Below are 24,068 nucleotides of genomic sequence, written 5' to 3' on the forward strand. Positions count from 1 at the left end.
TACCGATGCTCCCGACTGAGAGAGCACACTGTGGATTCGGTTGAATCACTGGAAGTACGTTCGGACGAGAGTGACCGTGCATCCGCCGCTGACGCCGCGCCCTTCCCGCTCACCGCGGCACAGAAGGGATTGTGGTTCGCGCAGCACCTGATGCCCGAAGTTCCCATCACGATTGCGAACTATCTCGACATTCGCGGAACCGTCGACATCGAGATGATGCTGTACGCAGTTCGACGCACCGTTCGCGAGCTCGGGGCGGGATCGCTTCGCCTGGTCGAGATCGACGGAGAGCCACAACAATACGTCGACGCCGCACAGAGCGAGGACACGGTCAGGCTCGACTTCAGTGACTCCGCCGATCCTGAGCAGTCCGCACTGGACTGGATGCAGGCCGCGTACTGCGAGCCGATCGATCTCGTCGGTGGCCCACTCACCCGCCTCGCGATCATCCGGATCTCTCCGGACCGCATTTTCTGGTATTCCCACAGCCACCACATTGCACTCGATGGCTTCGGGGCAGTCCAGCTGATCAATCGCGCTGCCGAGATCTACTCTGCCGTCGTCGAGGGCCAGGATCCTTCCCCGTCGAAGGCAGGGGCCCTCGTGGACATCTACGGGGCGGAGGCGGCGTACCGGGCTTCGCCGCGGTTCGGCAAGGATCGCCAGTACTGGATGGACAAGACCCGCGATATGCCGGCGCCGGCCAGCCCGGCAGGGATGGCCGCTCCACCGTCGTCGCGGTCGCGAATTTGCGGGGAACCGCTGCCGGAGATGCTCGAGGTAGCACTGGCACGTACCGCGGACCGGCTCGATTCTGCTTTCGCGCCGATAGCCGTCGCCGCTGTCGCGGCATTTTTATCCGCGCTCACTGGGGCCGAGGACATCGTGTTGAGCCTGCCGGTTGCGGGCCGCACCACTGCGTTGCTCCGTCGCTCGGGCGGCATGGTCTCCAACGTGCTGCCGATCCGTGTTCGCATCGGCTCGGATACCACCGTCGCGGGCCTGGTCGCGGACGTTCAACTCGAGCTGACGGGCGCACTGCGTCACCAGCGGTACCGCGCCGAAGACATCCGCCGCGACGCCGATATGCCGCGCGAGCAACGCGGCTTCTTCGGGCCCGCGATCAACATCATGGCGTACGACGAAAAAGTGCAGCTGGGTTCTGTGACCGGGTTGTTCAACGTGCTGTCCACCGGACCGGTCGAGGATTTGTCGGTCAACCTCTACCCGGCCATCGGGGGCGGAAGATCTCGCATCGACTTCGAGGCGAACCCGAACGTCTACAGCGAACAGGCTTTTCGCGACCTTCACAATCGATTCCTCGGGCTGCTGGCGCAGTTCCTCGGCAGCGAGCCGTCAGCGCCGGTCATCGGGTTCGACATCCTCGACGTCGAAGAAGTACGAGCACTCGTGCCTGCGCGCGGACCCGCCGCCGCGGCACCTGCCTCGATGCCGGACATCCTCGCCGCGGGTACGGCCCGCAATCGCGACGGTATCGCGCTGATCGCCGGGGCGCAGACACTCACGTACCGCGAACTGGACCTCTCCAGCAACGCTCTCGCGCGCGCTCTCATCGCTCGAGGCGCCGGGCCGGACACCGTCGTCGCGGTGTCGTTCCCACGGTCGATCGACTCGGTTCTCGCATTCTGGGCGGTCGCCAAGTCGGGCGCATCTTTCGTCCCGATCGATCCGACGTATCCGCGAGAACGCATCGCGCACATGGTCGGTGAGTCCGGGGTGCTGATCGGTCTCAGTGCCCGTTCACTGGCCGCGTCACTCCCCGACAGCGTCCACTGGTTGACCCTCGACGACAAGACACTGACCGAAGAACTCGCCGAACGAAGCTCGGCTCCGATCACCGACGCCGATCGCCGGTGCGCTCTCGATCTCGACCACGCCGCCTACACGATCTACACCTCGGGTTCGACGGGGACACCGAAGGGTGTCCTGGTCACCCATCGCGGATTGAGTGCATTCACCACCGCGGAGCGGCCCGAGCTCGGGCTGACTCCCGCCTCCAGAGTTCTGCGCTTCTCCTCCTCCAGCTTCGACGCGTCGATCTTCGAAATGATCGCTGCATTCAGCGCTGGTGCCACCATGGTCATCGCGCCGCCCGAGGTGTACGGCGGGCGTGATCTGACCCAACTGATGACCGAGCACGCCGTCACCCATATCATCACCGCTCCCGCACTTCTGTCGACCGTTGCCGTCGAAGAGGTCGCCTCGCTCGAGTCCGTCGTCGTCGGTGGTGACGTCTGCCCACCGGATCTGGTCGAGCGCCTGGCGGGCGTTGCCGATCTTCGAAACAGCTACGGCCCCACCGAGTCCACCATCGTCATCACGATGACCGAGCCGCAGCACGACCCGCACTCGATCACCATCGGCCGTCCACTCCAAGGCGCATCGGCAGTCGTCCTCGACCGTTGGTTACGTCCCGTTCCGTCCGGAGCGTCGGGTGAGTTGTACGTCGGCGGGCCTGGCCTGGCGCGTGGTTACCACCGCCGCTTCGATCTGACGGCCGAGCGATTCGTTGCCGATCCGTTCGGGTCCGGAACCCGGCTGTACCGGACCGGCGACGTCGTACGGTGGCGCGGCGACGACGTCGCCGGGGCCGAACTCGAGTTCGTGGGCCGCAGCGACTTCCAGGTTCAATTGCACGGGCTGCGCATCGAGTTGGGCGAAGTGGACGCAGTGCTGGCGTGGCATGCCTCGACGGACTTCGTCGTCTCCACCATCTTCCGTCACGGCGGTCAGTCCCAACTCGTCTCCTATGTCAAGATCAAGCCGGATCACACTTTCGATCGCGAGTCCCTACTTGCTCTGGCTTCGGATTTCCTTCCGACACAGATGATTCCGGTACACCTGATCGAGCTCGAGGCGGTGCCACTGACGGCCACGGGTAAGGTGGACCGCTCGGCGCTGCCCGATCCCATCGACACCGGGACCACTACTGCCTTCCGTGCGGCAAGCGGTCCCGTCGAACTGGCCATCGCCGAATCGATGGCTTCCGTCCTCGGTCTCGACTCCATCGGCGTCGACGATTCGTTCTTCGCCCTCGGTGGCGACAGTATCGTCGCCATTCAACTCGTCTCTCGGGCAAAAGAATCCGGCGTCATCTTCACCCCACGCGATGTTTTCGAGCGCCGTACCGTCGCGGCCCTCGCCGAGGTTGCGGCGAATACGGCCGATCGAATCCAGCTCGCGGAGCTCGACGGCGGCGGCGTCGGCCCGATGCCGCTGCTTCCGATCGCGCGCAGCGTGTGCGCTCGCGCCGCCGAACCCGCGGACCTCGACAGCTTCTACCAGGCACTTGTCCTGACCTCGCCGCCCGACCTCGACCCGACACGGCTCCGTCGTACTGTCGCCGCCATCCTCGATCAGCACGACATGCTGCGGGCACGCTGGGTGGGGGAGAACCTGGTCGTCGGCGCGCCGGGTACCGTTTCCCCGGAGTCGGTGATCTCGCACGAAACAGTAGGTGCCGAAACACAATTAGCGTCGGCGATAGAGGATTCCGCCAGACGCGCGTCCCGTCGTCTCCGTCCACGGGACGGTGTCATGCTCCAACTGGTCTCCGTCGTGGGCGACGGCTGGGCGCGGCTCGTCATCGTCGCTCACCACCTGGTGATCGACGGTGTGTCCTGGCGCATTCTGGTGCCGGACCTGGCGTCGGCATGGTCGCAGAGCGACGACGCGATCACGCTCGCGCCGACGGGAACCTCGATGCGGCGATGGACGCATGGTCTCGCCGAACTCGACTTCACGCAAGAACGCGAAAAATGGATGTCGATCCTCGACGGTGACGACATCCCGATCGGGTCGCGACCGCTCGATCCGAAGCGCGACACCGGCACAAGCACACGTACCGTCCAACTCGACATCGACGCCGACGTCACCGCCGCCGTGTTGGGTCCGCTCACCACCGCGTACCGGATGGGTCCCGAGGATGCTCTCCTGACGGCATTGGCCCTGGCTTTTCACCGTTGGCGCGGCACGTCACAGTTGGTGTCGATCGAGAGTCACGGCCGCGACGAAGAGTTACTTCCCGGCGCCGATCTGACACGGACGGTCGGGTGGTTCACCACCGTGCACCCCGTCAGGCTCTGGGTGCATGACGCGACCGATCCTGCTGCGGCGGTGAAGGCGGTCAAGGAACAGCTCCGCTCGATACCGGCCCGCGGGACCGGATACGGCTCGCTGCGCGCCGCCGGGGCTCTGGACGGACTTCCTGCCCCGCAGATCAGCTTCAACTACCTCGGGCGGGTAGCCGACACTCCCGACGCCCTGATCGGCGTCGGGTGGATTCCGGACATGACGGCCGAGGTGCACGGCGGGAGCGGCGAGGATCTTACAACCGACGTGGTGCTCGACATCAACGTCGTGCTTGCGGGGAAACGGCTTTCGACTCGCATCGGCTACCCGGACGGCGTGCTGACCGAAGCCGAGGTCCGCGAGTTCGCAACACTGTGGGCCGTTGCGCTCGGTGAACTCTCTGCGCACGCCAACGACCCGTCGGCCGGCGGTCTCACTCCCGCCGACGTGGCTCTGGTCCAGGTCGATCAGCATCGAATCGAGCTGTGGGAGGACAGCTTCGGCCGGATCGATGACGTATGGCCACTGGCACCGTTGCAACGCGGACTGATGTTCCATGCCGATCTGACCCGCGACAGCGTGGACGTCTACGCCGCCCAGATCATGTTCGAGCTCGACGGGGACATCGACGGCCCCCGGTTGCGTCGCGCGGCGCAGCGCCTGCTCGATCGCCATGACAACCTGCGCGCTGCGTTCGTTCACGACGCACGCGGCTTGCCGGTGCAGGTGATCCTCGCTGACGTCGACGTGCCATGGCGTGAGGAGACCGTCACCGATCCGGAGCGGATCATCGCCGAGGAACGCCTGCGAAGATTCGACATGGCAGCGGCCCCACTGGTCCGGTTCGCGTTGCTGCGCAGCGCCGGGCGGACACAACTGGTCGTCACCAACCACCACATCCTGTTCGACGGCTGGTCGATGCCGATCTTCATCAAGGATCTGCTGGTGCTGTACGGCACCGACGCCCCGATCCCGACCCCGGCCAGGGCGTACCGCGACTATCTCGAATGGCTCTCCCGACGCGACCACGATGCTGCCCGCGAGCGTTGGGTCACCGCGCTGGAGGGGCTCGACGAACCGACTCTCCTCGCGCCCGCGACCAGCTCCGCGGACGGCACGTCGGTGTTGCCGCGCGAGGTGTCCGTTCGCGTCCACCGCGACGCCCTCGCGGCGCTGGCGAAGGATGCATCGGTGACGGTCAACACCGTCGTCCAGGTCGCGTGGTCGATCGTGTTGTCTTCCTTGCTTACTCGCAGCGACGTCGTGTTCGGCGCGACGGTGTCGGGCAGGCCTGCCGAGGTGCCCGGTGCCACGGACACTCTCGGACTGTTCATCAACACCCTGCCCGTGCGGGTGCGATCGAGCGCCAGCGATTCCGTTCGGACAGTGATGACTCGGTTGCAGAACGAGCAGGTCGAACTGCTCGACGTCCATCACGTCGGACTCGCCGATATTCAGGGTGCGGCAGGCCCTGGGGCGATGTTCGATACGTTGACGGTCTTCGAGTCCTACCCGATCGATCGCAGTGCCTTGCGGTCCGATACCGATATAGACGGGATGCGGGTGCTCGACATCGCGGTCGAGGACGCAACGCACTATCCGTTGACGCTCGTCACGGTGTTGGAACCGGATCTGACCATGACGTTGAGGTTCTCATCGGACGCGTTCTCGCCCGGGCAGGTCACGACGATGACCGAGCGTCTGCAACGTGTACTGACGGCGATGACCAACCGTCCCGACGGCGCCCTCATCGATATCGACGTGTTGGGGGAGCTCGAACGCGAAGCGCTGACCCTGGACTGGAATGCCACCGACCGCGAGATCGAACCACCGACGCTCACGGACCTGCTGAGCGCGGCATCGAGCACGTACGCGTCCGAGACGTGCGTGGTGTTCGAAGAGCATTCGTTGACCTACGGCAGTTTCGCCGCGAGGGTTCACTGCCTGGCGCGTTTCCTTCTCTCCCGCGGTGTCGGTCCGGAGTCGGTGGTCGCCGTCGCACTGCCGCGATCCATCGATCAACTCGTCGCCATCCACGCCGTCGTGCACGCAGGTGCTGCGTACTTGCCTCTGGACCCGACTCTTCCCGGCACACGAATCGCCTACATGGTCGATACCTGTTCTCCTGCTTCGATATTGGGTTCTCACATCGAAGCGACTGCACCGGTCATCGACCCGCGCACCCTCGACCTGTCACGGTTCGGTACCGGGCCCATCGCACCGTGGGAGCGAAAGTCTGGCCCCCGCGGAGGGAATACGGCATACGTCATCTTCACCTCGGGGTCCACCGGTATGCCCAAAGGTGTTGCAGTATCGCATGCCTCGATCGTCAACCGACTGCTCTGGATGCAGGACACCTATCCGTTGGACGAGTCCGACGTCGTACTGCACAAGACGCCGACCACATTCGACGTCTCGGTGTGGGAACTGTTCTGGCCCCATCTCACCGGCGCCCGAACCGTCATCGCCGAGCCCGAAGGCCACCGCGATCCCAAGTACCTCTCGGGCCTCGTCCAGGAGCAGGGGATCACCACCGCGCACTTCGTCCCGTCGATGCTGGATCTGTTCCTCGAGTACGGTGACACCGCAGCGTGCACGTCGTTGCGGCACGTCTTCGCGAGCGGTGAAGCACTTCAGCGATCGACCGTTCGACGGTTCCATGCCGCGCTGGATACCTCGCTGCACAATCTCTACGGACCTACCGAGGCCGCTGTCGACGTCACGTTCCACGACACCGAACCCGGCGGCGACTCGCTGGTTCCGATCGGCGTCCCGGTGTGGAACACCCAGCTGCGAGTTCTCGATCCGGTTCTACGTCTCGTCCCCATCGGCGCAGTCGGCGAGTTGTACCTCGCCGGCGCACAACTCGCACGTGGTTATCTCGGGCGGGCCGCGCTGACCTCGGAACGTTTCGTCCCCGACCCGTTCGGTAGCGGCACCCGACTCTACCGAACCGGCGACCTCGTTCGATGGACCCTCGATGGTGAACTGGAATATCTGGGCCGCAACGACTTTCAGGTCAAGCTCCGTGGACAGCGACTCGAACTCGGTGACATAGAGGCATCCATTTTGCGCACACCCGGCGTCGCGTCGACCGTCGTCACCGTCCACGGATCGGGCGCCGACCACGTGAGTCATTCCGCAGGCTCCACTCCGAACGAGACACTCGTCGCCTACGTATCCGGAACGGCGTCGATCGAGGAGATCCGCAGCCGAGCCGAAGCCGAACTTCCGGCCTATATGGTTCCGACCGTCTACGTGCCGCTGACGCGAATGCCTCTCGGCCGCAACGGCAAACTCGATCGGTCCGCGTTGCCGGAGCCGGTCGGTGATTCGGCCGAGGTCATCGCCCCGGCCGACGACACCGAAGCAGCCGTGGCCGCGATCTTCGCCGACGTACTCGGTCGATCCGACGTAGGAGTGACCATCGGCTGGTTCGAACTCGGCGGGAATTCGCTGACGGCGACCCAGGTCGTCGCGCGGGTCAATTCCGAGCTCGGCAGCAACATCGGTGTGCGAGCCCTCTTCGATCACCCCACCGTCCGGGCACTGTCCGCGCAACTCGCACACGGGCAGAGCGGTCCGGCACTCCGCGCCGCAGTGCGCCCCGAGTCGATTCCGCTCGCACCCAACCAACACCGCATGTGGCTGCTCAACCGCTTCGACCCGGCTTCGGGGGCGTACAACATCGCGGGCGCCATTCGCCTGACCGGAGACCTCGACACCGACGCGCTTCGGCAGGCAGTGTTCGACGTCGTCGAACGGCACGAAGCACTGCGGACCGTCTACCCCGATTCCCCGGACGGCCCACGCCAGGTCGTGCTGGAGTCCGCCGCACTGGAGGTGCCGACGACCGACACCACCGAGCGCGATCTCGCCGGGGCGCTGGCGATCATGGCCGCGCGCGGCTTCGACGTCACCGCGCAACCGCCGATCCGGGCCGCCGTGCTCCGGCTCGGCCCCACCGAACACGTACTGATGGTGATCACCCATCACATCGCCGCGGACGGTTGGTCGATGCGTCCACTGGCTCGGGATGTCATGGCGGCCTACACCTCTCGGACCCACGGGACTGCGCCGACGTGGACGCCGCTGGCGATCCAGTACGCCGACTACGCGCTGTGGAAGATCGAAGTACTGGGATCGGAGTCCGATCCGGACTCGACGATCTCCCAGCAACTCGCCTTCTGGAAGAACGAACTCCGCGGGGTACCCGAACGACTGCCGCTGCCGACGGACCGTCCGCACCCCGCCGCCGCGTCGCACCGCGGTGCTACCGCCGAATTCACCGTCACCGACGACACCCGCCGCAGCGTCACTGCACTCGCGCAACGCACGGGGACGACGCCGTTCATGGTCCTGCATGCTGCCCTGACCGTGCTGTTGGCGAGAGTGTCCGGAGAACGCGACATCACCGTCGGCACGCCCGTCGCAGGTCGCGGCGAAGAGGCGCTCGACGAGATGGTCGGCATGTTCGTGGGCACCCTCACCCTGCGGACCGAGATCGATCTCGCGTCGAGCTTCACCGAGCTGCTGCACCGGGTTCGTGACCGCGACCTCGCTGCCTACAGCAATGCCGACGTCCCGTTCGATCGACTCGTCGAGGTCCTGGCGCCCACCCGGTCCACGGCACATCACCCTCTGTTCCAGGTCATGTTGTCCGTGGACGACTCGGCGCCGACGGTAGAACTGCCCGGTCTCGTGGTCGCTCCGGTCACCGGTGTCGCGGCCGTCGCGAAGTTCGATCTGCAACTCGAAATCGATCCCGTCGATTTCCACGGAACATTCACCTACGCAACAGATCTGTTCGACGCCTCGACAATCGCCTCCTTCGCCCGGCACTTCGTGAACATTCTCGCCACGGCCACCGCCGACCCCGACGCAGTGGTCGGCGACATCGATCTCGCTGATCCCACAGTGCTGCAGGGCAGCCCCGCACTGCGCCGACGCACTCTGCCGCAGCTGTTGGCATCGGCTGTGGTCAACTCGACCGGCGCCGCGGCACTCGAGGACGGCGATATCGTCTGGACCTACCCGGAACTCGACGATGCATCCACCCGCATCGCTCGACAACTGATCGCACGCGGCGCAGGGCCTGAGTCTTCGGTCGCAATCATGATGGCACGCAGTGCAACTGCCGTTCTGATGCTGTGGGCGGTAGCCAAGACCGGGGCCGCGTTCGTCCCGATCGATCCGCGCTATCCGGCAGGCAGAATCGAACATATGCTGACCGATTCCGGTGCACAACTGGGCATCGGTGAGCCCGGAGTCGGATCCGTGCACTGGGTTCGCCCCAGCGAGCTGGACCCGTCGGTTGGATCGGCGGCCCCGATCACCGACGCCGACCGGATTCTCACGCTGCGCCCGGAGCACCGCGCGTACATCATCTACACCTCCGGCTCGACTGGAACACCGAAGGGTGTGGCGGTCACGCACAACGGCCTCGCCAACTTCAGCGCCGAGTTGTGCGAACGATTGCGGCTGGACAACGGCAGTCGCACATTCCATTTCGCGTCGGCCAGTTTCGACGCCTCGATACTGGAAATGCTGCTCCCTCTCGGCACCGGTTGCACTATGGTCATCGCCGGACCCGACATCTACGGCGGCGCCGAACTGACGCGGGCCCTGCGCGGAGTCACCCACGCCTTCGTGACCCCAGCCGCACTCGCCACGGTGGATCCCGACGCCTTACCCGAGCTGAGCACCGTCGTCGTCGGGGGAGAAGCCAGTGGGACCGAGCTGGTCCGGACCTGGGCAGGCCGGGTCGCGATGTTCAATGCGTACGGCCCCACCGAGGCCACCATCGCCGCGACCATCGACGGGCCACTGGACCCGGAGCTACGGTTCGGAATCGGCGGACCGATACGCGGAGTCAGCGCGTACGTTCTCGATTCTCGACTCCATCCGGTACCCAGCGGGGTGATCGGCGAGCTCTACGTCGGCGGCGACTCCCTCGCTCGTGGCTACCACGGCAAGGTCGGTACGACAGCGGCCAGCTTCGTGGCCGATCCCTTCTCGCGACGCGGAACCCGCCTCTATCGCACCGGCGACCGTGTCCGCAGTCTCGGTGGTTCGTTCGAGTTCCTGGGCCGCGCCGACGCACAGGTCAAGGTCCGCGGTTTTCGTATCGAACTGGGCGAGATCGATGCAGTCCTCACCCGGCATCCCGACGTCGACAACGCAGTCTCCGATGTAGATTCCGATGCCGTCGTCAGCTATGTCGTTCCAGCAGTGGGCCGTTCACCGGTTCCGGCCGACCTTCTCGAGCATGCCCGTCGCACTCTGCCGTCGCACATGGTTCCTCGATCGGTGACGATCATCGAATCGATTCCGGTAACAGCGGCAGGCAAGCTCGATCGGTCGGCGCTGCCCGCACCGGTGAAGGTGGAACGGGAGTTCCTCGCACCGAGAACCGACAGCGAGATACTCGTCGCCGAGGTATTCGCCACCGTCTTCGATCTGGACCGTGTGGGGGCCGACGAGGACTTCTTCGACCTCGGCGGTAATTCGCTCGTCGCCACGCGCGTGGTCGGACGCATCAACGAACGTGCCGGAACCTCACTGCCGGTGCGGTCTCTGTTCGATTCCCCCACAGTCGCAGGCATTGCCGTCGCTCTCGATACCGCCGATCGTTCGCAGCTTCCCGTCCTGACGGCAGGCCCACGACCGCGGCGCATTCCGTTGTCCGCGGCGCAGAGCAGGATGTGGCTACTCAACCGAGCCGATCCCGACTCCGCCGCATACAACATCGCGTTGGCCGTCAGGTTGACCGGCACGCTCGATGCGGCGGCGCTCACCCTTGCCGTGCAGGACGTGCTCGGTCGGCACGAGTCCCTGCGCACGACGTACCCGGGCGGCTACGAACCCGAGCAGGTGATCCTCGAAGCCGATGCCGTCGGGCTGGATCTGACGCCCGTCGACGTCGAAGAACATGCCGTGCTCGCCGAGACCGCGAAGGTGCTGGGGCGAGGGTTCGATGTCACGGCTGGGGTCCCGCTGCGCGGATCGCTTCTGCGCACACGAGCCGACGAGTACGTACTCCTGCTGGTCGTGCATCACATTGCGGCCGACGGGGTCTCGATGATTCCATTGACTCGCGACATCCTCACGGCGTACACGGCACGACTACACGGTGCTCCTGCGCCCTGGAGTCCCCTGCCCGCGCAGTACGCCGACTACGCCCTGTGGCAGCACAGCGTCCTGGGGTCCACCGAGGATCCGGATTCGGTGGCCTCCCGCCAACTCGACTATTGGCGAACAACGTTGGACGGTTTGCCGGACCTGCTCGACCTCCCATCCGACCGTCGCCGACCTGCGGTCGCATCGCAGCGCGGCGACCAGGTCACCTTCGAGCTGGACGATCGCACGTTCGCCGCCGCACGCTCCCTCGCCCATCGTCACGGCGCGTCGACCTTCATGGTCATGAACGCGGCGTACGCGATACTGCTCGCACGGTTGTCGGGTACCAGCGACATCGCCGTCGGGACGACGGTGTCCGGCCGAGGGGCCGGTATGCTCGACGACGTCGTCGGCATGTTCGTCGGAACTCTCGTGCTACGCAACGAGGTACGGCCCTCGGCGAGCTTCACCGAGCTGCTCGCCGAGGTCCGAGAGCGCAATCTCGACGCATTCGCCAACGCCGACATACCGTTCGAGAAAGTCGTCGAGGCGTTGCGGCCCACCAGGTCGACTTCGCACTCGCCGCTGTTCCAAGCGCTTCTCGCATACGAGCACGAGCGCCCGAGCACTATCGATCTACCGGGCCTGACCGTTTCGAAGTTCCCTTACGAACCGGGGGTCACGCGTTTCGATCTGGCGCTGACACTTTCCGAGACCGACCAGGGACTTTCTGGCGCTTTGCGCTACAGCACCGACCTGTTCGACGCCGACACCGTCGCCGGATTCGCCGCGAGGTTCGAGATGATCCTCGGCGCCGCTGTTGCCGAGCCTTCGCGTCCCGTCGGCGACATCGACATCCTCGACGCCGCCGAACGCAGTGCGCTGGCACCGGTACACGGCGCCCATGCACCGACGCCGTGCACGTTCTCGGAGCTGATCGCGTCGGCGGTATCGCAGAATCCCGACGGCGTGGCCGTGCGCTGGCGCGGTCGTGATTACACCTATGCCGACGCCGATGCCGCATCGACACAGCTTGCCCGGGTGCTTCTCGGCTACGGTATCGGCCCGGAAACGGTGGTGGCGCTCGGCCTTCCACGTTCGGTGGAATCCGTCCTCGCGGTGTGGGCGGTCACCAAGACCGGTGCCGCGTACGTTCCCGTCGATCCCGCGTACCCGGCCGACCGCCTCGAGCACATGGTCACCGATTCCGGTGCCGTCATGGGAATCACCCTTGCCGAGCATGTATCGGCACTGCCGACCGGGATCACCTGGCTCGAACTCGACTCGGAAGAGCAAGTAGCCGAACAGGAAAGCGCACCGAAGACTTCGATAGGCGCCACCGAATCGAACGGCTATGTCGACCTCGACACGGCTGCTTACATGATCTACACCTCGGGATCCACCGGTATGCCCAAGGGAGTGGTGGTGAGCCATCGCGGTATCGCCAATCTCGCGGCGTCGCGGCGCGAACTGCACCGAGTGCAGTCCTCCTCGCGCTTCTTGCACAACACTTCACCGAGCTTCGACATGGCCGTCGGCGAGATGGTGTCGGCGCTGTCCGCCGCTGCCATACTCGTCATCTCACCACCGGAGATCCTCGGCGGCGACGAACTGACGGACTTCCTGCGAGCGGAGCGCGTCACGCACGCGTTGATGACGCCTTCGGCCTTGTCGACCCTCGATCCCGAGAACCTGACAGACCTCGAAGTCGTCTGTGTCGGCGGAGAAGCCTGCAGCCCGGAACTGGTGTCTCGGTGGGCACCCGGGCGGCTCATGCTCAACGGCTACGGCCCCACGGAAGCTACGGACATCTCGACGCTCGGCCCCGTCGAGAACGGGTCACCGATCGACATAGGCGCGCCGATCACCGGGTTCGAAGCCGTTGTTCTCGACACCCGCCTGCACCCCGTACCGGTCGGCGTCCCCGGTGAGCTCTACGTCGCCGGCCCAGCACTCGCCCGCGGCTATCACGGCCGGCCGGGTCTGAGCAGCGAACGGTTTGTCGCACATCCATTCGGGCACGGCCGGATGTATCGAACCGGCGACATCGTTCGGTGGACGGCGGCCGGCACACTCCGCTACAGCGGTCGGCTCGATCACCAGGTGAAAGTTCGCGGCTTCCGCGTCGAACTCGGTGAAATCGATGCAGCGCTGTCGACGCATCCCGGTGTCGACTTCGCCGTCACGCTCGGCCGTCCGGGCCCATCGGGGGATACTGCGCTCGTCTCGTACGTTCTCGTCACCCAGGACGGGCTCGCCGATCACGATGTCCTGCGCAGCCACGTGCGGGCGCTACTGCCCGGCTACATGATTCCCGCAGCCGTCATGGTTCTGACCACCATCCCGAGGACCCCCACCGGGAAACTCGATGTCGACGCGTTGCCGGAACCGGACTTCTCCGGCCTCCGCAGCGCATACCGGCCCCCGGCAACCGCCACGGAAGCTACTGTCGTCCGATCGTTCTCGGAGGTTCTGAAAGTGGACGATGTGTCGGTCACCGACAACTTCTTCGAACTGGGAGGGACCTCACTGAGCGCGATGCGCATGCTCACCGTTCTACGCGAGTCGACGGGCACCACGCTCTCACTCCAGTCGCTCTTGGCCGACCCGGTTCCCGAATCTCTTGCATCACTACTGGATTCGGGAGCCGACGTCGGTAGCTCCTTCGACGTGGTGTTCCCGATCCGCGAAGGTGGGCCCAAGGCGGTACTGTTCTGCATTCACCCGATCATCGGATTGTCCTGGTGTTACGCAGGTTTGGACAAGTACACGGACGGACCCATCTACGGCATTCAGACACCCGGGCTCACCGACCTTCCCGGATCACTCGACGATCTGGCTCAGCGGTACATCGAGGAGATCGAACGGATCGCACCCGACGGCCCATACCACCTGCTCGGCTGGTCGCTCGGCGGCACGATCGCGCACGCGATTGCCGTCGTCCTGCGGGCTTCCGGCAAGGAAGTGCATTCGCTCATCATGTTGGACGCTCACGCCGTTGCACCCGAGGATGTCTGGGACACCGACATGGCCGCGTCGGATCTGATGCACGCAGTAGGAGTTGCTGTGCCCGGCATCGACGATCAGCGGATATCGCTGGACTCGCTGCCGGATCTCGTCTCGGGCTCCGGTGTACTCAGCCGTGACGAGGTCGAACGACTCCTCGGGTCCGCACGCCACAACCACGACATCTCCACCCGACACCATCCCGGCGTGTACGACGGCGAAGTACTGTACGTCGCTGCCGGCCACGAAGAACGGCAAGGACTCGCAACATGGCACCCCTACATTCGAGGCGAAATCACCACAGTGTCCATACCGAACACCCACTGGCAGATGACATCGGAGGCTGCACTGAAATCCATCGGATCGCTGATCGATCACTACATCCGACGCGGGGTGCAGCGATGAAAACTGTGCGACGGCTGATCCTGGCGATCACTGCGGTACTTCTCCTCGCTCCGACGACCGTGGCAGTCGCCGAACCCGCCACTGCGGCAATGGGAACGCTCGACCGAATCGAGCAGGTGGACGACACCCGCTGGAACGTCCACGTCTACTCACCTTCCATGGACCGCGTCATCCAACTCCAAGTGCTCCGGCCCGTGGACACGTCGGTACCGCGTCCGACGCTGTACATGCTCAACGGCGCAGGCGGCGGCGAAGACGGCGCGAACTGGCTGAAGCAGACCGATATGGCCGCCTTCTTCGCCGACAAGAACGTCAACGTCGTCATTCCCGTCGGCGGATACCTGAGCTACTACACCGACTGGGAACGCGACGACCCCGCACTCGGACGCAACAAGTGGCAGACCTTCCTCACCCAGGAACTACCGCCCGTCCTCGACGAAGCACTGAACGCCAACGGCATCAACGCCATCGGCGGATTGTCGATGTCCGCCGGTTCGGTCCTCGATCTGGCGATCCAAGCACCGGGCCTCTACCGCGGAGTGGCGTCGTACAGCGGTTGTGCGCAAACTTCGGACCCCCTGGGACGCAACTTCATTCGCCTGGTGGTGGAAGCTCGCGGTAAGGGCGATGTCGACAACATGTGGGGACCGGACAGTGATCCACGCTGGGTCGAGCACGACCCCTACGTCAATGCCGAGAAGCTACGTGGATTGGAACTGTTCGTCTCCAATTCCACCGGACTGCCCGGACGATACGACATGCCAGGCGTCGTCCGGCCCGTCGGCGCGCCTCCACTGCCCGACCAGGTCGTCATCGGCGGTCTCATCGAAGCAGTCACCAACGGATGTTCCGAGCGGCTCGAGCAACGACTCGACGAACTGGGTATCCCTGCACAGTTCGATCTCGGTTCCCCCGGGACCCATTCGTGGATGTACTGGCAGGACGCGTTGCGTGCCTCGTGGCCGACGTTGGAGCGTGCGCTGACGGGTTAGAGGAGATAGCCGGGTCAGCGGAGGTAGGCGCTCGGCGGTACCCCGATCAGCTCGGTGAACTCACGAGTGAAATGCGCCTGGTCGAACCAGCCGTACCGAGCCGCCAAATCGGCCAACGAACCGGTGAACCCGCCGTCCAGGTCACTGACGGCGTCATGGATGCGGTACCGCCCGAGGACCCACTTCGGGGTCACCCCGACGTAGCGTTCGAACAATCGCTGCAGACGTCGGGCACCGATACCGCACCGTTGCTCAATGTCGCCCACACGCACCAGTGATCGGTCGTGGAGCATCACCGAAACGATGTCCAGAACTTCCAGGTAGTCGGAGTCGGCCGGCCGTTCGTAGGGCGCCAGAACTGTATCGACGACGGTTCGGCAGTGGTCCAGATCGTGGCGCGGTCCCAGCTCGGCGAGTGCGGTGACCGTCTCCTGCCGAAACGCGGTCGGTGAGGCGACCGGCACGTCGCGCAGTGTTCGAGCGTGGGTGTCGGTCAGGCTCGCGTATCCACCGGGCCGAAACTTGATGCCGAAGACCCAACCCCGTTCCGCGAGTGTGACATCGAAGCGCTTGGTGAGTACTCCAGTCACGACCACGGGATCGGTGACACCGGCGCGTCGATGACCGTGCTCGATGCTCAACGTGCAGGCCGGGTGTGGCAGCGTCGAGCTGCTGTATATCCTGCCGGACGGCAATTCCCACCGCAGCAGCCAGTAGTTCTCGACCCACGGGTCCAGTGATGGTGCGCAGGGCACACGCGTGAGATCGACGTGCTGCGCCAACTCTTCGGGTCGCAGCACACCCGCATGTGTTGCTGTCGCGTTTTTCCTATCCACCACAAGTCGAGTCTAGGAGTCTGGACCTACACACCGTTGGCAGGAGAAAAGCAGATGACGGACACACCTATCGCAACACTGAAGATGGTCACCCTGGACTGCCCCGACCCGCCGACCAGCGCGAGGTTCTGGTCGGAACTGCTCGGATGGAGCGTCGTCCATTCCGAGAAGGACTACGCGATGCTCGAAGGCCCGAGCAGTGCGCTCGGGTTCGGCCGCGTCGAAGACTACGTTGCGCCGACGTGGCCCAATGCGCACGGCAGCAAGCAATATCACTTCGATCTCGCGGTGACGGACCTCGACGACGCTGCGAAGAAAGCCGTCGAACTCGGCGCGAAACTCACCGAGGACCAACCGGGCGAAACGTGGCGGGTGCTGCTGGACCCGGCCGGTCATCCCTTCTGTCTGACGAAGGCCGAGAACTGGGGCAGTAGCTAGCCGAGCCAGTCCAGTACCGCTGCCGCCGTCCACGACTGCTGCATGCTGCCGAGCGGTTCACCGGTGAAGGGCTCGTAGTACTCCGCGAAACTCCCGTCGCTGGCCTGCCGCAGTCCTTCCTCGCGCAGTGTCAACGACCGCTCCGCCCACCCGCGCCTCGAGAACGCCCACGAGAACAACCACGTCATGACCGGCCACACCGGACCTCGCCAATACTCCCGTGCGCGAAAGTCTTTCGAGACCGGCGACGTCGACGGCGGAACAGCGAACAGCAGATCCGGATGTCCGCAGAATCGGGTGCCTTCGAACATGCGCAGTAGCGTGCGTTCCTGTTCGCGTGGCAACCCGCCGCACAGCAGGGGAGCGAACATCGCGATCGTGTCGGTGGAGATCCAGCGCCCCGCCCGGACGTCGTAGTCGCGGGCCGCCCCGGAACGGGGATCGGTCGTCGCGACCACTCCCTTGCGGAACTTATCGGCCCACTCGCGCAGGTCTCGGACGTCGGAGTTCGGTTTGGAGTGTTCCTCACCGATGGTCGCAAGCACATCGCACGCCATCGAGAAGATGGCGCTGACGAAAACGTCCTCCACGGCGAAGCTCATCTTTTCCGCCAGAGCCGCGTCGTCGTAGCCGACTTGTTTCATCTCTTCGACCAACCAGATGTAGCGGTCGTATTCACTGTTGCTCGGGCGCATCGACAGGTCGGTGATCACCGCGTGGTCCTCGCGGATGTAAGCGGGCATCTGCCCGGCGACGACATTGGCATAGGAGCCATCCCAGCGCGGGGAGTTGTCCATGCCCGACTCCCAACCGTGGAACAGCGTGATGCGGCCGCTGCCCTGGATGTCGCGTGCGGTGGCGAGCCACCGATGCCATCGGACGAGGTTCTCCCACCGACGGTCGAGGAACTCCTCGGCGACGGCCCGAGTGGTCCGGCCGTGTCGCCTCGAGTGATCGAGGATGCGCTGCACCGCAATGGCGTGCACCGGCGGCTGCGTGATTCCCGACGTCTGCGGCCCGACGGGCGCGTGCACGGCCAGCTCCCGTGTTTCCCATCGCGCGGGTCCGGGGAAGTAGCCGTCGACGCCGTTGGCGAAGACGATGTGCGGGATCATGCCGTTCTTCCACTGCGCCGACAGCAGAGTGTCCAGCTCCACCACGGCTCGTTCGACGCTGAGCGGTGCGAGTCCGACCGCCACGAAGGCCGCGTCCCAGCTCCACATATGCGGATACAACCGCGGTGCGGCGCTAGTCATGGTGCCCAAGTCGTTGCCGCGCAGAAGATAGGCAGCTCGAGCGGCCAGTTGTGTCGAAGTGAATCCACGGTCGCCCATGGTCCTAGTTTGCGTCTGTTTCTTCTTTCGCGCGCATCGGACACGCTCGAGGACCGAACATGTCCGCAATTGGTCGTACCGTTGCCTTCACCAGCAACGAAGGGAATATTCATGACACTCACCGGTGAGAAGGCCGACATTGCAAGAATGCTCGCCGACCAGCGCAAGAACTTCCTCTACACGGTTCGGGGGATCACCGACGAGCAGGCCAGGCAACGAACAACCGTCAGCGACCTCACCCTCGGAGGACTGCTCAACCACGTCGTCAACAACGAGCGTTACTGGATGGAAATCCTCGATGCCATGGATGAGAGCGCCGAGTTCGATACGTCACGGATGGGGACCGAATACGTGATGAGTCCAGGCCAGAGCGTCGCCGGGCTCGTCGAGGAGTACGCCCTGACCGCCGCCGCGACCGAAGCTGCCATCGCCGATCTCGACCTCGACGCCCAGGTGCCGCTACCGACTGCGCCGTGGGCCCCCGAGCGTCAATGGCAATCAGCGCGCTACACCCTGCTGCACATCCTGCGCGAAGTTGCCCAGCACGCCGGCCACGCCGACATCATCAGGGAATCCCTCGACGGCAGCAGCACGACGATGTCGATGGGGGCCGAAGCAGGCATGACGTTCGGCTAGGTGAGCGCAATGACTAGTTTGGACTCATGACTGCAGCAGCATTGACTCGTACAGCTTTGGTGACGGGTGCGAGCCGAGGCCTCGGTGCGGCGATTGCGCGGCAACTCGCACCCGATCATCATGTGTACCTCGGCGGACGGTCTACCGAATCACTCGGCTCGATCGCCAACGAACTCGGCACCGGCACACCCTGGCCGGTGGATCTCACCGATCACGACGCCGTCGCCGCTGCAGTCGAGCCGGTCGAGTCGCTCGAGGTTCTGGTCCACAACGCCGGCATCGCGGCACTCGGCACGATCGAGGAGTCCTCGATCGACGACTGGCGTCGCCAGTACGAGAGCAATGTCCTGTCGGTGGTTGCCCTGACTCAGCTCTTGCTGCCTGCACTGCGGCGCGCGGGCGGACATGTGGTTCTGATCAATTCGGGTGCCGGCATCCGGGCCAATCCTGGGTGGGGCGGGTACGCGGCGTCGAAATTCGCGTTGCGGGCCTTCGCCGATGCGCTGCGTCTAGAGGAGCCGACCCTGCGTGTGACGTCGGTGCACCCCGCGAGGATCGACACCGATATGCAGCGAGCAATCGTCGACCACGAGGGCGGGGAATACGACGGGTCGAAGTTTCTGCAGGCCGGGTCGGTCGCGCTCGCCGTTCGGAACGCTGTCGATACCCCCACCGACACCCATCCGACCGAGATCGTGCTCAGGACGAGATAACCCACCGGCCGGTGGAGACCGAAGCCGAGTACGGCACGCAGTTCGTTGCCGTACTCGACTTCGTTGTCTCACCGAGTTCGGTCAGGCCAGAACTGCACCCAACGACGGGAACCAGATGTTCGACGTCTGGTAATGCCAATCACCCTTGCCGTCGAGTGCGGCCGGATCCCACCAGCGGTGCAGGATGCTGCCGTAGATACCGGCAACTACCATCCCACCCTTTGCCTCCGGGATGGGCTTGGTGGAAATGACTGTCGGACCGGCGATATCGCGGACATCGAGGACATTCGTGCCGCTCTTGCCCGTCGCCGCGTTGACCCACAGGACGTTCAACTTCGCCGCGCCTTGATTCGGTGCGATTTCTCCTGGGCCACCGAAGAATCCGAAACGGAACTCACTGTTCAGGTTGGTCGCGATGCCGGAACCGTGAACTTGGCCGGTGACCGGGTTGCCCGCGCCCGTATCCGAATAGGCCGGGATGGGGAAAATCTGGGCCGGAACCCGTGGGCCTTCGGCGACATCGGTGCGCGGAACGGCCGCATTCGGATCCGCCAACACCCGCTCGAGCGCCGCCTGGGCGTCTGGATTTCCTTCCGCAACCGACAGCAGTTGCTCTGCTGCCGTCACCGGATTCACCGGCGCGGCTACGGGTTCCGCAGTTGCACTGCCTGCAAAAACAAGAGCACTGGCTGCTGCAATCGCAATCGCAGAACCCAGCTTCCGACTCGTACGCATGAATGCCCCCTTGTGCATGGTGTGTTTACCTTCCGCGGAGACGGTAACGAATCGGGCGGGCCGCCGCATCTCCTACTCGAGAATCAGATCCGACCCGCGAATCATGAATTACCACTATGTAATTCGATGGCGTAACGTCGGCGAACCCGGGCGGCCTGAGCAGGGATTTCGCCCGAAAAGATCTTCGGATCCGGCTTTTATACACCCCGATCATGGAATAATCGACGAGATGCAGGTAACACCTGCGCCTCCTCCGGCGACATACTCGTCGATCGGCGCATACGAACTTCACAGGTTGTTCGCACACGCGGCCGAATGACCGAAGACTTTTGATCCCGGAGGTTCAGCATGACCGTCGTCAACGATCTCTCGCACCCCTCCATCACGGGTATCGACGACCGGTCGCCCACCTCGTACTCGAGGCCGACGATTTTGCCGATCCGCGCCACGGGCACTCGAGCACCCGTCTTCTGCATCCATCCGATCGACGGCCTCGCCTCCTGCTACGCCTCATTGGCAGCCCACGTGGATGAGGAGCACCCCATCTATGGTGTCCAGGCGCCCACGCCCGGGGAGGATTCGAAGTCCCTGACCGCTCTCGCGGCCTACTACGCCGACGAGATTCTCGCCGGCGACACCGCCGGACCGATCCACCTCCTCGGACTTTCCTTCGGCGGCCTCCTCGCCCACGCAGTAGCCATCGACATGCAGGCACGCGGCGTCGCAGTGGACAGCCTCACACTGCTCGGTAGCGATCCGCTGCGCTCCCGCACCGATGGCACACCCGCTGAGCTTGCGCACGCACTGTTGGCCGGCATGAGCGACGACATCGATCGAAGCCACGCCGAGGAACTTCTCGCCGTCGCCACCCACAACGAAGCCCTGGCGAACCGACACTTCCCCGGCGTCTACGTCGGCGACGCCCTGGTCGTGTCCTCGGATGGATCCGACGCCGGGCCGGCGTGGCACACCTTCGTCAGTGGGACGGTCGTCAAGTATCTGGTGCCCGACGCCTCCGCCTTCGGCCTGCTCGGGCCGCTGGTCAACAGCTACATCTGACCCCCTGGGAAGCCAGGGGGTCAGCACCGCGAATCAGGTCACTGCAACGTCGAGTCGAGCCAGTCGATGGTCTGCATGCCGAACAGATCGGTGCCCCACCCGTACGCGTCCGTGAGGGTCTTGGTCATAGAGCAGTCGCTGGGCGCATAAGTCACGTCGGTGCCCCCGGCCCGGTATCTCTCGACGAGGTCTCGTGAGTCCTGAGCAGGCACCAGCGACATCGGCGAGTCATCGGCGCCGCACGAGGTGACGAGGACTTTGGCCTGCGGCGCCCGTTTGCCGAGCTTGTTGTCCTCGAAAGCCGGCTGGAAATCAGGGATGTCGGCGGGGCTCTGACCGTCCGTGAACAGCGTCTGCAGCGGCACGAACGGCATGGTGAAGTAGGCGGGCATCTGGCACTGAGTGCGGTAGAAGGCCGCGATCTCCTTGCCGACCGGAGTGAGCTTCTCGTCGATCTTCATCTCCGGGTACCAGGGCTCGAGGCCCAGGAGGTTCGCGAACGCGAAGCCGGAGCCGACCGAACCGTCTGCGGTGCGCATGAAGTTCTTCTGGTTGATGACCATGCCCTCGAGCACGGCGGACTTGACGTTGAGCTCGGGCGCGTACTCCTGCTGGATCTCCGCTGCCACCGCGGCGCCGACGCCGCCTCCCGCGGTGCCGAAAATGCCGATCGGCGCCTCCTTGCTCAGACCCGCCTCCTGCACCTGCAGCGCGGCGCGAAGCCCGTCGAGATTGGACTGTCCGCCGAACTTGCCTGCAAACACGCCGTGCGGGTCCGGGTCGCCGGCATTGCCGACGTCGCTGATCATGACTGCATAGCCCTTGTCGAACATCAATGCCAGTGGCCCCAGAGCAGACCACGATGCGCCATCGAGAGGATCCGCCCCGGTCCACTGGTTGCTCGGGTGGCAGTAGGCCCCGACGCTGTCATTGGCCTCCTGGTAACCGATGATGGGTCGGTTCGCGTTGTCTCGGCCGTCGACCGGGATCATCAGGATGCCGGTGCTGATCGCCGGCATGTCGTCGACGCCCCGGGTCACATACATGACCTTGTAGGCGTCGAGGTTGCCCGGCTCGAAACCGGCGAACATCACCTGCACGGGTTGCGATTTGATCAGCGTTCCGGGTGCCTCGCCGCCGTTCAGCTCGGGCTCGTCGTAGAAGGGGTCGTTGGGCGCCAGCGCTTCAGCAATCTCGTCGACCGTGGCGAACTTGCCGTCTTCGAAGGTGCTCTGCGTGTAGCCGGTGAAAATTTCGTCGAGTCCGGGGGTGTCCACCGGTTCTGCCTGTGCCACCTGCTGCGAACCGAAGAGTACGGCGATGGAAGCAGCCGTAGCAGTGACTGTGGCTGTGAAAACTGTGGCTGCGCGTTTCATGCGAACGTCACCGTGGTTCCCTCTAGTGCGGATTGGAGCATCTGCGGAATGTTCCGCAGCGGGCGTGCGCCTTCGAGCTTCTGATCGTATGGCTCGCGCAGCTCCGACTCGAGCTGTGGCCACTTGTTCTCCACCATCGCCTTGTACTTGGGTAGGAGCTCGGTGGAGATGTAGTCCCACCGCTGATCGAATACCGACCAGTTCCAGCTGGGGAGCGGCGTGGTCAGGGTAGCGACGCGTCCGTCGGCCAGCGTGGTGCTGATGGTGACCGGCTTGTACGACCGTGGCGCGACTACCCCGGCCACCGACGGCGAGGCGGCGATGGTGGAGGCGTAGGTGATGGCCTCGCCGACGTCGCCCTTGTAGTTGCGGACGTCGTCCCATTGCGACCTGATCACCACGCCTTGCTCGCGCTGCAGCAGCACGCGGTTGCCTGCGGCGATGCGGTCAGTCTCGCCCGAGGCGACATCGATCCAGGCGTTCATGACGGTGGCGTCGAACAACCCGGCGCGGTGCATCTGTTCCAGCGCGGGGAGACCTTCGGTCACATACGCCTGATGCATGGGCATCAGGTCGGAGAAGATGTTCTTCTGCATCACCAAGATCTCGCCGAGGATCTGCTGCAGGTCCTGCGGTGTGATGGTGGCACCCGACCGGGCGAGCGCCCGCAGCCCCTCGGGCAGCAGAGCCACCGCGTCGGGGCCGAGCACCTCGAGGGTCTGCTCGACGATGGCGTTGGCTGTCTGCGCCATCCCGGGGAAATCGTAGATCCCGGACATCAGCTCGAAGTCGATAAGGCCGCCACCGAAATCCGCGCCCACGAGTCCGCCCATACCAGCCCACTGCAACTCGCGGTGGTTCAACTGCAGACCCACGTAGTAGCTGTAGGAGTCGACCAGGTTCTGCCGGTTGGCCTCGACGCCAGCACGCGGATCCCAGGTCAAAAGGTCGATGCCGGCAGCCTCGGTGACGTCGACCAGGCGGTACTGCAACAGCAGCGCCGCATAACGGGGCGGATCGACGCCCTCGCGATCCGCTTTTTCCAACAGATTCTCGAGCTGCGCCTTGTCATAGGGCAACGCCGGATTCACACCGCCCGGGCCATGTGCCGCATCGCGGTTGACGAGCGGCAGATCCAGAAATGGCTCGAGTTCCGCGGAGATGGCAGGGTTTGCATTCGCGAAGCCGACGCCCAGCGGCATCATGAGCACGACGGCCGTGGCCGTGGCGATCGCTCGGCCCCATCTCGAACGTGCGGCGCGGACGGGGGTACGAGTCGACAACTTTCACTCCTGCAACGGGACGATCCGGGGGTCCAGTGGTTGCA

General features: G+C 64.7%; 11 protein-coding genes. 6 read left to right on the plus strand and 5 right to left on the minus strand.

The annotated features are described in order from the left end of the window. Nucleotides 1–30 precede the first annotated feature (30 nt). Together BJD99_RS06090 and BJD99_RS06095 are read left to right on the plus strand one after the other, a co-directional pair. Nucleotides 31–14,622, plus strand: a complete 14,592-nt coding sequence (locus BJD99_RS06090) for a non-ribosomal peptide synthetase (RefSeq protein ID WP_084345844.1) — start codon at nucleotides 31–33, stop codon at nucleotides 14,620–14,622. Continuing rightward, entirely contained in the window at nucleotides 14,619–15,614 is a 996-nt protein-coding gene (locus BJD99_RS06095) for an alpha/beta hydrolase family protein (RefSeq protein ID WP_084345845.1), read from the plus strand. Before BJD99_RS06090 ends, BJD99_RS06095 begins: the two co-directional genes overlap by 4 nt. Before the next feature lie 14 nt (nucleotides 15,615–15,628). Here the strand turns inward: BJD99_RS06095 and BJD99_RS06100 are convergent, their stop codons facing one another. Further along, nucleotides 15,629–16,453: a helix-turn-helix transcriptional regulator gene (locus BJD99_RS06100; protein WP_256895507.1), complete on the minus strand. Its 825-nt coding sequence runs from the start codon at nucleotides 16,451–16,453 to the stop codon at nucleotides 15,629–15,631. 51 nt (nucleotides 16,454–16,504) lie between these two features. Here BJD99_RS06100 and BJD99_RS06105 point away from each other — a divergent pair, with 51 nt between their 5' ends. Next, nucleotides 16,505–16,888 carry a VOC family protein gene (locus BJD99_RS06105; RefSeq protein ID WP_084345961.1) on the plus strand — a complete coding sequence of 128 codons (384 nt, stop codon included), beginning with the start codon at nucleotides 16,505–16,507 and terminating at the stop codon, nucleotides 16,886–16,888. On the opposite strand, the gene BJD99_RS06110 is transcribed toward BJD99_RS06105, so the two are convergent. Then, nucleotides 16,885–18,222: an amylo-alpha-1,6-glucosidase gene (locus BJD99_RS06110; RefSeq protein WP_084345846.1), complete on the minus strand. Its 1,338-nt coding sequence runs from the start codon at nucleotides 18,220–18,222 to the stop codon at nucleotides 16,885–16,887. The genes BJD99_RS06105 and BJD99_RS06110 overlap by 4 nt on opposite strands. 111 nt (nucleotides 18,223–18,333) lie before the next feature. Between BJD99_RS06110 and BJD99_RS06115 the strand changes: the two genes are divergently transcribed. Beyond that, nucleotides 18,334–18,858, plus strand: coding sequence for a DinB family protein (locus BJD99_RS06115; protein WP_084345962.1), 525 nt, complete (start codon nucleotides 18,334–18,336; stop codon nucleotides 18,856–18,858). 26 nt (nucleotides 18,859–18,884) lie between these two features. Next, nucleotides 18,885–19,571 (plus strand): SDR family oxidoreductase, encoded by a 687-nt coding sequence (locus BJD99_RS06120; protein WP_084345847.1) that lies wholly within the window; start codon nucleotides 18,885–18,887, stop codon nucleotides 19,569–19,571. Between the two features lie 81 nt (nucleotides 19,572–19,652). Here BJD99_RS06120 and BJD99_RS06125 read toward each other — a convergent pair whose 3' ends face one another. Then, nucleotides 19,653–20,306 carry a Tat pathway signal protein gene (locus BJD99_RS06125; protein ID WP_143542062.1) on the minus strand — a complete coding sequence of 218 codons (654 nt, stop codon included), beginning with the start codon at nucleotides 20,304–20,306 and terminating at the stop codon, nucleotides 19,653–19,655. A gap of 348 nt (nucleotides 20,307–20,654) precedes the next feature. Between BJD99_RS06125 and BJD99_RS06130 the strand changes: the two genes are divergently transcribed. Further along, nucleotides 20,655–21,365, plus strand: a complete 711-nt coding sequence (locus BJD99_RS06130; protein WP_084345849.1) for a thioesterase domain-containing protein — start codon at nucleotides 20,655–20,657, stop codon at nucleotides 21,363–21,365. 38 nt (nucleotides 21,366–21,403) lie between these two features. On the opposite strand, the gene BJD99_RS06135 is transcribed toward BJD99_RS06130, so the two are convergent. After that, nucleotides 21,404–22,741 carry a lipase family protein gene (locus tag BJD99_RS06135; protein WP_084345850.1) on the minus strand — a complete coding sequence of 446 codons (1,338 nt, stop codon included), beginning with the start codon at nucleotides 22,739–22,741 and terminating at the stop codon, nucleotides 21,404–21,406. Next, nucleotides 22,738–23,946: a hypothetical protein gene (locus tag BJD99_RS06140; RefSeq protein ID WP_084345851.1), complete on the minus strand. Its 1,209-nt coding sequence runs from the start codon at nucleotides 23,944–23,946 to the stop codon at nucleotides 22,738–22,740. Before BJD99_RS06140 ends, BJD99_RS06135 begins: the two co-directional genes overlap by 4 nt. Between the last annotated feature and the right edge of the window lie 122 nt (nucleotides 23,947–24,068).

It is taken from the genome of Rhodococcus sp. 1163, from assembly GCF_002091985.1.
Taxonomy (GTDB): domain Bacteria; phylum Actinomycetota; class Actinomycetes; order Mycobacteriales; family Mycobacteriaceae; genus Rhodococcoides.

Coding starts and splice junctions, on each gene's coding strand:
- BJD99_RS06095 (WP_084345845.1), top strand. CDS start 14,619: ATGAAAACTGTGCGACGGCTGATCCTGGCGATCACTGCGGTACTTCTC.
- BJD99_RS06105 (WP_084345961.1), top strand. CDS start 16,505: ATGACGGACACACCTATCGCAACACTGAAGATGGTCACCCTGGACTGC.
- BJD99_RS06110 (WP_084345846.1), bottom strand. CDS start 18,222: ATGGGCGACCGTGGATTCACTTCGACACAACTGGCCGCTCGAGCTGCC.
- BJD99_RS06115 (WP_084345962.1), top strand. CDS start 18,334: ATGACACTCACCGGTGAGAAGGCCGACATTGCAAGAATGCTCGCCGAC.
- BJD99_RS06120 (WP_084345847.1), top strand. CDS start 18,885: ATGACTGCAGCAGCATTGACTCGTACAGCTTTGGTGACGGGTGCGAGC.
- BJD99_RS06125 (WP_143542062.1), bottom strand. CDS start 20,306: ATGCGTACGAGTCGGAAGCTGGGTTCTGCGATTGCGATTGCAGCAGCC.
- BJD99_RS06130 (WP_084345849.1), top strand. CDS start 20,655: ATGACCGTCGTCAACGATCTCTCGCACCCCTCCATCACGGGTATCGAC.
- BJD99_RS06135 (WP_084345850.1), bottom strand. CDS start 22,741: ATGAAACGCGCAGCCACAGTTTTCACAGCCACAGTCACTGCTACGGCT.
- BJD99_RS06140 (WP_084345851.1), bottom strand. CDS start 23,946: ATGATGCCGCTGGGCGTCGGCTTCGCGAATGCAAACCCTGCCATCTCC.